At 68.5% G+C, this 11,964-nt stretch carries 6 protein-coding genes, 2 rRNA genes and 1 pseudogene (1 of these 9 cut by a window edge); 4 read left to right on the forward strand and 5 right to left on the reverse strand.

The window, feature by feature from the left end; genetic code table 11:
• The 3 genes from JGS22_RS19525 to JGS22_RS19535 all read left to right on the forward strand — a co-directional run.
• A 23S ribosomal RNA gene (locus JGS22_RS19525) occupies positions 1 to 2,228 on the forward strand; it begins 901 nt to the left of the window's first position.
• A gap of 125 nt (positions 2,229 to 2,353) precedes the next feature.
• Positions 2,354 to 2,470, forward strand: a 5S ribosomal RNA gene (gene rrf, locus JGS22_RS19530).
• Between the two features lie 1,039 nt (positions 2,471 to 3,509).
• Positions 3,510 to 4,235 (forward strand): hypothetical protein, encoded by a 726-nt coding sequence (locus JGS22_RS19535; RefSeq protein WP_236074163.1) that lies wholly within the window; start codon positions 3,510 to 3,512, stop codon positions 4,233 to 4,235.
• A 332-nt stretch (positions 4,236 to 4,567) separates the two neighbouring features.
• Here the strand turns inward: JGS22_RS19535 and JGS22_RS19540 are convergent, their stop codons facing one another.
• Genes JGS22_RS19540 through JGS22_RS19555 form a run of 4 tightly spaced genes read right to left on the reverse strand, consistent with a single transcriptional unit; the run spans position 4,568 to position 9,994 of the window.
• Positions 4,568 to 6,373, reverse strand: a complete 1,806-nt coding sequence (locus JGS22_RS19540) for an IucA/IucC family protein (RefSeq protein WP_211041345.1) — start codon at positions 6,371 to 6,373, stop codon at positions 4,568 to 4,570.
• On the reverse strand, positions 6,370 to 7,005 hold the full coding sequence (locus JGS22_RS19545) for a GNAT family N-acetyltransferase (RefSeq protein ID WP_211041346.1): 636 nt from the start codon (positions 7,003 to 7,005) through the stop codon (positions 6,370 to 6,372). Before JGS22_RS19545 ends, JGS22_RS19540 begins: the two co-directional genes overlap by 4 nt.
• On the reverse strand, positions 7,002 to 8,324 hold the full coding sequence (locus JGS22_RS19550) for a lysine N(6)-hydroxylase/L-ornithine N(5)-oxygenase family protein (RefSeq protein ID WP_211041347.1): 1,323 nt from the start codon (positions 8,322 to 8,324) through the stop codon (positions 7,002 to 7,004). Before JGS22_RS19550 ends, JGS22_RS19545 begins: the two co-directional genes overlap by 4 nt.
• A 29-nt stretch (positions 8,325 to 8,353) precedes the next feature.
• Positions 8,354 to 9,994 carry a pyridoxal phosphate-dependent decarboxylase family protein gene (locus tag JGS22_RS19555; RefSeq protein WP_308405755.1) on the reverse strand — a complete coding sequence of 547 codons (1,641 nt, stop codon included), beginning with the start codon at positions 9,992 to 9,994 and terminating at the stop codon, positions 8,354 to 8,356.
• 342 nt (positions 9,995 to 10,336) lie between these two features.
• Here JGS22_RS19555 and JGS22_RS26465 point away from each other — a divergent pair.
• Positions 10,337 to 10,426: pseudogene (locus tag JGS22_RS26465) on the forward strand (mini-circle protein); the annotation flags it as partial.
• Positions 10,427 to 10,555: 129 nt separating this feature from the next.
• Here the strand turns inward: JGS22_RS26465 and JGS22_RS19560 are convergent.
• Positions 10,556 to 11,821, reverse strand: a complete 1,266-nt coding sequence (locus JGS22_RS19560; protein ID WP_211041349.1) for a DUF1015 family protein — start codon at positions 11,819 to 11,821, stop codon at positions 10,556 to 10,558.
• Positions 11,822 to 11,964: the final 143 nt, after the last annotated feature.

An 11,964-nucleotide genomic window follows, 5' to 3' on the forward strand; every position in this document is an offset into this window, starting at 1 on the left:
CTCCGTGATAGCTGGTTCTCCCCGAAATGCATTTAGGTGCAGCGTCGTGTGTTTCTTGCCGGAGGTAGAGCACTGGATAGGCGATGGGCCCTACCGGGTTACTGACCTTAGCCAAACTCCGAATGCCGGTAAGTGAGAGCGCGGCAGTGAGACTGTGGGGGATAAGCTCCATGGTCGAGAGGGAAACAGCCCAGAGCATCGACTAAGGCCCCTAAGCGTGTGCTAAGTGGGAAAGGATGTGGAGTCGCAGAGACAACCAGGAGGTTGGCTTAGAAGCAGCCATCCTTGAAAGAGTGCGTAATAGCTCACTGGTCAAGTGATTCCGCGCCGATAATGTAGCGGGGCTCAAGTACACCGCCGAAGTCGTGTCACTCCAACATGAGACCTAACGGTTGTTGGGGTGGGTAGGGGAGCGTCGTGTGCCGGGTGAAGCAGCCGCGTAAGCGAGTTGTGGATGGTACGCGAGTGAGAATGCAGGCATGAGTAGCGATACAAGAGTGGGAAACTCTTGCGCCGATTGACTAAGGGTTCCTGGGTCAAGCTGATCTGCCCAGGGTAAGTCGGGACCTAAGGCGAGGCCGACAGGCGTAGTCGATGGACAACCGGTTGATATTCCGGTACCCGTGATACAGCGCCCAACACTGAATCTTCTGATGCTAAGGCCGTGAAGCCGCCCCTGTTCTCCTTTGGAGTGTGGGGGAGTGGTGGAGCCGCTGATCCAAGGTGGTAGTAGGTGAGTGATGGGGTGACGCAGGAAGGTAGTCCAGCCCGGGCGGTGGTTGTCCCGGGGTAAGGGTGTAGGGCGGCATGCAGGTAAATCCGTGTGCTGTGTGCCTGAGACCTGATGCCGAGCCTTTTTGGTGAAGTGGATGATCCTATGCTGTCGAGAAAAGCCTCTAGCGATGTTGTGTTGCGGCCCGTACCCTAAACCGACTCAGGTAGTCAGGTAGAGAATACCGAGGCGTTCGGGTGAACTATGGTTAAGGAACTCGGCAAAATGCCCCCGTAACTTCGGGAGAAGGGGGGCCATTTCTGGTGATAGGGACTTGCTTCCTTGAGCTGGGGGTGGCCGCAGAGACCAGCGAGAAGCGACTGTTTACTAAAAACACAGGTCCGTGCGAAGCCGTAAGGCGATGTATACGGACTGACGCCTGCCCGGTGCTGGAACGTTAAGGGGACCGGTTAGCTGTGATTCGTCATGGCGAAGCTGAGAACTTAAGCGCCAGTAAACGGCGGTGGTAACTATAACCATCCTAAGGTAGCGAAATTCCTTGTCGGGTAAGTTCCGACCTGCACGAATGGCGTAACGACTTCTTGACTGTCTCAACCATAGGCCCGGTGAAATTGCATTACGAGTAAAGATGCTCGTTTCGCGCAGCAGGACGGAAAGACCCCGGGACCTTTACTATAGCTTGATATTGGTGTTCGGTTCGGCTTGTGTAGGATAGGTGGGAGACTTTGAAGCGCACACGCCAGTGTGTGTGGAGTCGTTGTTGAAATACCACTCTGGTCGTGCTGGATGTCTAACCTGGGTCCGTGATCCGGATCAGGGACAGTGTCTGGTGGGTAGTTTAACTGGGGCGGTTGCCTCCTAAAGAGTAACGGAGGCGCCCAAAGGTTCCCTCAGCCTGGTTGGTAATCAGGTGGTGAGTGTAAGTGCACAAGGGAGCTTGACTGTGAGACTGACGGGTCGAGCAGGGACGAAAGTCGGGACTAGTGATCCGGCGGTGGCTTGTGGAAGCGCCGTCGCTCAACGGATAAAAGGTACCCCGGGGATAACAGGCTGATCTTCCCCAAGAGTCCATATCGACGGGATGGTTTGGCACCTCGATGTCGGCTCGTCGCATCCTGGGGCTGGAGTCGGTCCCAAGGGTTGGGCTGTTCGCCCATTAAAGCGGCACGCGAGCTGGGTTTAGAACGTCGTGAGACAGTTCGGTCCCTATCCGCTGCGCGCGTTGGAGTTTTGAGAAGGGCTGTCCCTAGTACGAGAGGACCGGGACGGACGGACCTCTGGTGTGCCAGTTGTTCTGCCAAGGGCATGGCTGGTTGGCTACGTTCGGGAGGGATAACCGCTGAAAGCATCTAAGCGGGAAGCCTGCTTCGAGATGAGGACTCCCACCCACTTGATGGGGTAAGGCTCCCAGTAGACGACTGGGTTGATAGGCCGGATATGGAAGACCCGTGAGGGTTGGAGTTGACCGGTACTAATAGGCCGAGGGCTTGACCATAGATTTGCTCGCGTCCACTGTGTAGTTTCTGAGACAGCAACCTGTTCCGGTTGCTTTCAGAACAACTGAAGAGTGTGCTTGTTCACACCTTGTCAGGTTTCCGCCTTGAATGGCGGTGATGGGGTTTCGGTGGTCATAGCGATGGGGAAACGCCCGGTTACATTTCGAACCCGGAAGCTAAGCCTGTCCGCGCCGATGGTACTGCATGCGGGAGCGTGTGGGAGAGTAGGTCGCCGCCGAACAATCATTAGAGGGCCGTTGGCCTCAGCACACTTGTTGCTGAGACCGACGGCCCTTTTTGTTTTCCCGCTCGTATTGCGTTCACGAAGAGTGGACGTGGGCACAACTGCGCAGAGATTTCAGGACAGGAGCCACACAATGTCGAACTCCCCCGAGGACAGCAGGTCCCGGCCCGAGCGTTCGGATCGGCCCAGGGGCCAACGGCCCGGCGGGGGCACTGAGTTCCGTGGTGGCGGCCGCGGGGACGAACGTTCGCATCCGCGCCGGGACGACGGACACCGGGACTTCCGGCGGGACGCCGGCGACCGTGGTCCGCGTCGTGACGATGAGCGTGGTGGTTTCCGTCGTGACCGGGACGACCGTGGGCCGCGTGGCGATGGCGACCGTGGTGGTTACCGGGGCAACCGGGACGACCGGGGCCCGCGCCGCGACGACCGCCCCTCGGGCGGCGGCCCGCGTCGTGACGGCGACCGTGGCGGTTACCGGGGGGACCGGGGTGACCGTCCCACCGGCGGTCCGCGTGGGGATGGCGACCGTGGTGGTTACCGGGGCAGCCGGGACGACCGTGGTCCGCGCCGCGACGACCGCCCCTCGGGCGGTGGCCCGCGCCGTGACGGGGACCGCGGCGGGTTCCGGAGCGACCGCGGCGACCGTGGTCCGCGTCGTGACGACCGACCGTCGGGCGGCGGTCCGCGTCGTGACGATGACCGTGGTGGTTTCCGTCGTGACCGGGACGACCGTGGGCCGCGTGGCGATGGCGACCGTGGTGGCTTCCGGGGCAACCGGGACGACCGGGGCCCGCGTCGTGACGACCGCCCCTCGGGCGGCGGCCCCCGCCGGGACGGCGACCGTGACGGGTTCCGCAGGGACCGGGACGACCGTCCGCGTCGTGACGACCGGCCGTACGCCGGCTCCCGCGACGACCGTCCGCGGCGGGACGACGACCGCGGCGGGCGGCGCCCGTACGGGCAGGGACGGCCCGGTGGCGACCGTGGTGGTTACCGCGGCGGTCGCGAGGGCTTCCAGCGGGACGACCGGCGGATGGACCGGCCGCCGCTGCGTCGGCTGCCGATCCCCGAGGACGTCACCGGCGAGGAGCTGGACGCGTCGGTCCACCAGGAACTGCGCACTCTGCCCAAGACGCTTGCCGAGGACGTCGCGAAGAACCTGGTTATGGTGGCCAGGACTCTGGACGAGGACCCCGAGGAGGCGTACGGATACGCCAAGGTCGCGCTCCGTCTGGCCTCCAGGGTGCCGGCGGTGCGGGAGGCGATGGGCTTCGCCTCGTACGGCGCTGAGAAGTACGCGGAGGCGCTTGCGGAGTTCAGGGCGGCGCGGAGGATGACGGGTGCCCAGCACCTGTGGCCCGTGATGGCGGACTGCGAGCGCGGTCTCGGGCGTCCGGAGAAGGCGCTGGCCATGGCCGGTGAGCCCGAGGTGCAGAAGCTCGACAAGGCGGGCCAGGTGGAGATGCGCCTGGTCGCCGCGGGTGCCCGGCAGGACATGGGCCAGGCCGAGGCGGCCGTGGTGACCCTGCAGAGCCCCGAGTTGGCGTCCGGTTCGGTTCAGCCGTGGTCGGCGCGGCTGCGTTATGCCTACGCGGACGCGCTCTTGGCGGTCGGCCGGGAGCAGGAGGCGCGGGACTGGTTCGCAAAGGCGGTGGAGGCGGACCAGAGCGGAGTGACGGACGCCTCCGACCGGCTCGCGGAGCTGGACGGCGTCGAGTTCACCGACGCGCTCGACCCCGAGGTGGACGACGAGGCATGACTCCGGTGCGTCGTGAGGCGTGAGGTGCACGTGCACTGACCCGTAACGGGTGCCCCCCACGCCGGGCGGGGAGCAGCGGGCGAGCGCGCCAGGGGCGGGACTTCGAGGTGAAGTCCCGCCCCTGGCTGCTGCGTTGGGCCGTTGGGCTGCTGTGCTGTGCTGTGCCGCACCGGGCGCCGCCGCCTTCGTCGGTGCGGCTCGCAGGCCCCGCCCTGCGCGCACGGTCGCGGCCCGTGCCGCCGGACGGCGCGGTGAGCCGTTAACTGTGAACCGTGGCCTGCGGTGCCGGCCTCTGCAGTGCCGGCCTGCGTTGCCGGGCTGTGCCGCTGCGGCTACGTCGCTGAGGGCTCGCGGGTGCGGGCGTGGACGGCGAGGGGGTTGTGCAGGGTCCCGCTGATCTGGATGGCGCTCGCCGGGTCCTGGAGGTCGACCATCTGCGTGTTGTCCCTGAGCTGGAGGCGGTTGAGGCAGGAGCGCGCGAACTCGGCCGCGAACAGGTCGTACTGCTCGAACTTCGCGGCGAACTGCGGGGCGGACTCCTGGTAGTCGCGTACACATTCGGCGACGCCGGCCCAGAACGCGTCCTCCGGGAGGGTGCCCTCGGCGTCGAGGGTGGCGCCGAGGAAGCGGAAGAAGCAGTCGAAGACGTCGGTGAAGAGGGAGAGCAGTTTCATCTCGTCCGGGACGTCGGCGCGGATGCGCTCGACCTCGGGCGGAAGTACGGCGGTGGGGTCGAGCACCGCGATCTCCTCGGCGATGTCCTTGAGGATCGCGCTCTCGGGTACGCCGTCCCGCAGGACCAGGATGATGTTCTCGCCGTGCGGCATGTACACCAGGTCGTAGGCGTAGAAGCTGTGCAGGAGCGGGGTGAGGTAGGCCCGCAGATAGTGCCGCAGCCACTGCGCCGGCTCAAGTCCCGAACTGCGGATGAGGGCTGCGGCGAGGGAGTGGCCCTGCTGGTCGGTGTGGAGCAGCGAGGCCATGGTGACGAGCCGCCGGCCGGGGGCGAGGGCCGGTACCGGGCTCTCGCGCCAGAGAGCCGCGAGCATCTTGGGGTAGGGCGAGCTCTTGTCGGCCGCGGCGGCGTACTCGCGGTTCTCGTATCCGATGGCGGCGCGTTCGCGGATGACGCGGACGCCGGTGGCCCGCAGCAGCTCGTCGTCGGCGATCAGACGGGCGAGCCAGTCGTTGATGGCTGGGGTGGCCTTCATGTAGGCGGCGGAGAGGCCGCGGACGAAGCCCATGTTGAGCACCGACAGGGCGGTCTTGACGTAGTGCTTGCCTGGGTCGGAGGTGTTGAAGAAGGTGCGGATCGACTGCTGTGCCTGGTACGTGTCGTCGCCCTCGCCGAGGTGTACCAGGCGCCGGTGGGCCAGTTCCGCGGCGAAGGTGACGGAGATCTTGTGCCGCCACTGCCAGGGGTGGACCGGCATCAGGAGGTAGTCCTCCGGGTCGAGGCCGAGCGCGGTCAGCCGGTCGCGGAAGCGGCGCAGCAGGTCCGGGCCGAGCTCCTCGGTGATCAGCGTCCGGTGGTCCAGGTCGTGGGAGCTGGTGAAGGTGGCGCGGTCGCGACGGGCGGCGAGCCAGACCAGACGTACGGGAGAGGCCGCCTCGGGCGCGTAGTCGAGGTACTCGTGGGAACCGAAGCCGAGCCGGCCGTTGTTGGCGACGAAGCAGGGGTGGCCCTCGGTCATACCGGCCTCGACGGTCTGGAAGTCCGCCTCGGCGAGCTGTGCGGCGGTGAGCCGGCGGTGCTCCAGTTTGTACGCGGTGCTCGCCAGGGTGGAGCTGATCTCCTCCAGGTAGACCGGCAGGACCTCCTCGGTCAGCCCGAGCGAGCTGCGCAGTTCGAGGAAGAAGTCCAGGGCGTCGAGGGGGAGCGGGCTGCCGTCCCGTTCCCGGGTGATGCTGTCGGGGTCGATGCGCCAGTGGTCGAGCGCTCCGCGGGTCGCGGTGAACCGGTACGCGCTGCGTCCGTCGTCGCTGGTGACGACGTAGTGGCCGGCGGTCTCCTCGGCCGGGTGCAGCAGCCGCTCGTGGGCGAACTCGGCGAGGGCCTTGCGTATCAGCAACCTGCCCGCGCGGTCCCAGAGTTCGGGTGTCAGATGGGGGACGGTCTGCTGGTGGTCGGTGCTCATCGGCTGACTCCTCGTGCGGACAGGAACTGTGCGCGGGTGCAGGTGCTCAGGTACGCGTCCTTCTCCGGTTTGCTGATCCGTCGTTCGATCCGGAAGCCGACGGCCTCGTTGAGGCGGTGCACGGCGTGGTTGCCGACGTCCGGTTCCACGACGACACGGGCGGTGTCGGGGTCGGAGAAGAGCAGCTCCATCACGGTGGTGATGACCGCGAGGGTGAAGCCGTGCACGGGGGTGTCGGTCGGTGCGACCAGGAAGTGCATGCCCACATCGCCCGGCTCCGGCGGGTAGAGGCCCTTGAGTTCGATCTCGCGGGGGTCGTAGCGCTCGACGAGGAAGGCCGGTTCGCCGCGGTGGTGGCCGAGCCAGGCGTCTGTGTGCGGTGAACCGGCGATCGTGCGGTACTCGCGTGCGACGTCGGCAGGGGTGGCGTCCTGCTGGAGCCAGTAGGCGGACTTGGGATGGGTGAGCCAGCGGTGCAGCAGGGGTGTGTCGCGGTCCGGGTCGACGGGTCGTACGGTCAGCTCTCCCACCCCGCCTGCGGAGGTGCTGCCGTGCCCGGGTGCGGGTGCGGGTGCGGGCGTGGGTGCGCCGGCGGGTCCGGTGGCGGGTCCGGTGTCCGTGCGGATGCTCATGCGGGGCTGGCCTCCAGCGGGTGATCGGCGGCCTGCGGGGCGGCGAACTCCTGGAAGGCGATGGACCGTTCGACCGGGTAGTGCTCGCGGCCGAGCAGCTCGCGGATGATGCAGGAGTTGCGGTACGCGGCCATCCCCAGGTCGGGGGTGACGAAGCCGTGGGTGTGCAGCTCGGCGTTCTGGACGAAGATCTCCTCGCCCGCGTGGTCGATGCTGTAGTTGCGCGCCACGTCGTAGCGCTGGGCGTCGTCCCAGCGGATGCGGTCGGCGACGGGGGAGAGGAACGCCGGCACCTCGTAGCGGTAGCCGGTGGCGAGCACCAGGCCCTCGGTGTCCAGGGTGAAGTCCCGCTCCTGCTCGTGCTGGTGGAGCCGGAGCGTGTAGGTGCCGGTCGCCGGGTCGTGTTCGGCGGAGTCGAGCGCGGTGTTGGTCAGCAGCCTGGTGGGGCAGCCGCCGCGCCGCTCGTGGGTGTAGAGCAGGTCGAAGATGTCGTTGATCAGGGCCGCGTCGATGCCCTTGTAGAGGTGCTTCTGCTCGGCGTTGAGCCGGTCCCGGGTGCGGGGCGGCAGCGAGTGGAAGTAGTCGACGTACTCCGGAGAGGTCATCTCCAGCGTGAGCTTGGTGTACTCCAGCGGGAAGAACCTGGGGGATCGGGTCACCCAGTTCAGGTGGTAGCCGTGAACGGAGATGTCCTGGAGCAGGTCGTGGTAGACCTCGGCGGCGCTCTGGCCGCTGCCGACGACGGTGATGCTGCTCTTTGCCTGGAGGGCTTCCCTGTGCTCGAGGTAGTCGGAGTTGTGCAGCAGGTCGCCGCCGAGGCCTCGGCAGGAGTCGGGCAGGTGGGGCGGGGTGCCGGTGCCGAGCACCAGGCGGCGGGCGTGGTGGACCCGGCGTTCGCCGGTGGCGCTCTCGAGCGTGTGGACCGCGTAGAGCGCGTCCTGCTCCAGATACCGGACCTCGGTGACCTGTTGGCCGAACCGGACGGTGGACAGCTGGTGCGCCGCCCAGCGGCAGTAGTCGTTGAACTCGTTGCGCAGCGGGTAGAAGCTCTCGCGGATGTAGAAGGGGTAGATGCGTCCGGACTGCTTCAGGTAGTTCAGGAAGGAGTACGGCGACGTCGGGTCGGCCATGGTGACGAGGTCGGCGAGGAACGGGACCTGGAGTGTGCTGTGCTCCAGCAGCATCCCGGGGTGCCAGTCGAAGTCGGGTTTGCTCTCCAGGAAGAGTCCGTCCAGCTCGTCGATGGGTTCGGTCAGTGCGGCCAGGCCCAGGTTGAACGGGCCCAGCCCGATGGCGATGAAGTCGTGCGCGGGGGTCAACTGCTTCTCCAGTCCGGTACGGGCGCGGCTCAGCCGGCGCGGAGCGGGGCGAGCGGCCGGTCGGCTGTCGCCTCGGCCGCGTCGGTGGCAGCGTCGGCGGGGGCGGGCCGGGCGGTCGGTGTCCGCTGCTCCCGCTCGGTGGCGGCCAGGCGGTCTTCGGCGTGGCCAGCGAGGAGGTCGAGGACGGCGCCGACATCCCGCAGCGTGGCGTGCGGGTTGAGCAGGGTGAACTTGAGGTGGTGGGCGCCGTCGACCTTGGTGCCGGCGACGACCGCCAGACCCGAGTCGAAGAGCGCCTGGCGGGCGTGGAGGTTGACCTCGTCCTGGAGCGCGGGCGGGGTGCCGCTCGGGGTCCGGTAGCGGAAGACCAGGGTGCTGAGGGTGGGGCGGGTGACCACCTCGAACCGGTCGTCGGCTTGCAGCAGGGCCCAGGCGTCGGCGGCACGGTCCACCACCGCGTCGAAGAGTTCGCCGACGCCTGCGGCGCCCATGGTGCGCAGAGTGAGCCAGAGTTTGAGAGCGTCGAAGCGGCGGGTGGTCTGGATGCTCTTGTCGACCTGGTTGGGCGTGAGCTCGCGGTCCGCCCGTTCCGGGTTGAGGTAGTCGGCGTGGTACGTGGCGTGCCGGAGCGTGCCCCCGTCCCGTACCAGCAGGGCGCTCGAACTGACCGGCTGGAAGAAGGACTTGTGGTAGTCGACGGTCACCGAGTCGGCGTGCTCGATGCCCCGCAGCAGCGACCTGCGGGTGCGCGAGACGAGCAGGCCGCAGCCGTAGGCGGCGTCCACGTGCAGCCACGCGCCGTGGCGTGCGCAGAGTTCGGCCAGCTCGGGCAGCGGGTCGATGCTGCCGAAGTCGGTGGTGCCCGCGGTGCCGACCACGGCCATCGGCACCAGGCCCTCGCGGGCGCAGCGGTCGAGCTCCTCGGCGAGGGCCTCGGGCGACATCCGCCGCTGCTCGTCGACGGGCACGGCGATGACCGCGTCGTACCCGAGCCCGAGCAGGGCGGCGGATTTGGCGACGCTGAAGTGGCCGGCCTCGGAGGTCAGGATGCGCAGCCTGGGCAGTGTCTCGGCGGCGCGCAGCGGGCGTTCGCTTTTCCTGGCGACGCGTCGGCAGGCCTCCTCGCGGGCGAGCAGCATGGCCTGGAGGTTGGACTGGGTGCCACCGGAGGTGAAGACGCCGTCGGCCGCGCCGCCGAGGCCGATCAGCTCGGCGGTCCAGTCGATGAGACGGCGTTCGATGAGGGTGGCGCCGACGCTCTGGTCCCAGGTGTCGAGCGAGGAGTTGACGGAGGAGAGCACGGCCTCGCCGAGCAGCGCGGGTATGACTACCGGGCAGTTGAGATGGGCGAGGTAGCGAGGGTGGTGGAAGTAGACGGCGTCGCGCAGATAGAGGGTTTCCAGCTCGTCGAGGGCTGCGCCGGCGTCTCCGAGCGGGGTGTCGAGGTCCACCTCGCGGACGAGGGGGCCGAGTTCGGTGGTGGAGACGCCGGTCAGCGGTCGGGTGGTCCGGGCGATCTTCGATGCGACGCGGTTCACTCCTTCGGTGACGGTGCGCCGGTAGTGGTCGGTGGTGGTCGCGGCCAGCAGCTGGTCGCGGGGGTCGTCGTCTCGGCCGGTGGGGTCGGCGGGCGACGTGTGGTCCTCGGCCGGGTGCGCGAGGAAGCTCACGATCGGTCCTCCCAGGAGTGGGCGGGCGCCGTGCGGGCAGCACGAAGTCGCCTCATGGGCGGGCGCGTTCGTGGGAATGCGAGGTGGGGAGCCCATGGGCACGGCGGAGTGGGCAGGTGGAAGTGAGGTTAGCCTTCCCTAAGTTGAAAAGCAAAGGGTGGAGTGAGGCGTTCCGTTCGGCAGGGCGACGGAACGCTCAACCGGCGCTCGATGGGGGAATGTTCACCCGAACGTGGTCGGTTTCACTGCCGCTGCCCGGCTCCCGGCTCCCGGCTCCCGGCTCCCGGTTCTCGGCTCCCGGTTCTCGGCTCCCGGCCCCCGGTTCTCGGCTTCGGCCGAGCGCCGAACGGGTCGGCTCCCGCGGTCCGTCAGGCCTCGGCGCATCTGATCGAGGGGCGGCACGCCGGCCGCGCGGACATCCTGCGCGAGCTGACGGTCTATCGCCCAGGTCAGCATCGGCCGGCCTCGGTCGCGTCGGCGGCGCAAGCCGGTACGGCCCGGCAGCGAGCGGCCGGGCCGTACCGGGGCGAGGGGAGTGACCGGCCAGTTCCCGGCGCGCACTCACACCCCGTCGGGCCCGTCCAGGGTGCGCAGCACCAGGCCGGTCGCCGGCTTCGGGCCGAAGGAGGTGGACTTGCGGGGCATCGAGACGCCCTGGCGGGCCAGTTCCAGTACGGTCGCCTCGGTCACGGCGCGCAGCAGGACCGCGGTACCCCCGGTGCGATCGGCCTGTGAGAGCGCCGTGCGCGCGGAGTGCAGATAGCTGATGTCGGAGGGCTGGTCCGGCACCCGCCACACCTCGTCAAGCAGCGCCGAGTGCAGCACCGTCGCGTCCAACTCCCGCCAGGCGGCGGGCCGGTCGGCGCGCACCGTACGGGCGAGCAGCTCGGGCGAGACGCGGTCGACCAGCACGAACTCACCGTCGCCGTAGAGCAGGAACGCGTTGCCCTCGGCCCGCTCCAGCTGCTCCAGCGCGTTCTGCGGCGGACCGGGGAGCGGACGCAGCCGGGCCACGCCCTCCAGCAGCCGCCGGGCCTTGTCGGGGGCGAGGCGGGGCAGCACCCGGTGGATGGCGTGGACCTCCAGCGGATAGCGCTCGTTGTCCACCAGGAGCACGAGCCCGTACGCCCAGCCCGGATCCTGCGGCTCCTCCTCACGCAGCCGCAGATAGGTGGCCCAGCGGTGGTGGCCGTCGGCGATCAGCGCGCGTCTGGTCGCCAGATCCTCGGTGACCTCGGCCAGCTCGGCCCGGTCGGTGACCGGCCAGAGGCGGTGGGTGAAGCCGTCCTCGGTGCAGGTGGTCAGCAGCGCGGGCTGCGCCACCGCGCGCTCGATCACCGCGGACGCGCCCCGGTCGGCGTCGCCGCCCCGGTAGGAGAGCAGCAGCGGCTCCAGGTTGGCGCGGGCCCGCAGCATCAGTCCGAGCCGGTCCTCCACGATCTGCGGCATCACGTCCTCGTGCGGCAGTACGACGCCGTCCTCGGGCAGCGTGAGCCGCAGGGTGCCGATGATCCCGCGTTGCAGGGTCGCGCCGCGGTGCTGCTCGTAGACGTAGAGCGTGGGGGCCGGATCGCGGCGCAGCACCCCCTCCCGCTCCCAGCGCCGCAGGGTGTCGGCGGCCTGGCGGTGTCCGGCGTCCGCGTCACCGGTGCGGGGCAGGATCAGCCGCACGATGTTGTACGGGTCGGCCGTCTCCAACTGGTGCACACCGTCCGGCCGTACGACCACGTCGTACGGCGGCGAGGTGACGGAGGCGAGGCTGGTCACCCGCGCCGGGTCGTAGCGCAGGCCGCGGAAGGGCGTGAGGTGGAGGCCGTCGGGATGCATCCGGCAAATGCTAGTACCGCGCCCCGACCCGGCAGGCGCACGGAGTGCGCCGGGTCCACGCACCTGCGCCGGCCGCGGGCCCCGCGACGCGCTCCGTCCCGAGGCCGCTGCCCGGCCGCCGGGCAGGTGGGCGGGGCTGGGAG

It is taken from the genome of Streptomyces tardus (assembly GCF_018101125.2).
In the GTDB taxonomy this organism is placed as follows: Bacteria; Actinomycetota; Actinomycetes; order Streptomycetales; family Streptomycetaceae; genus Streptomyces; species Streptomyces tardus.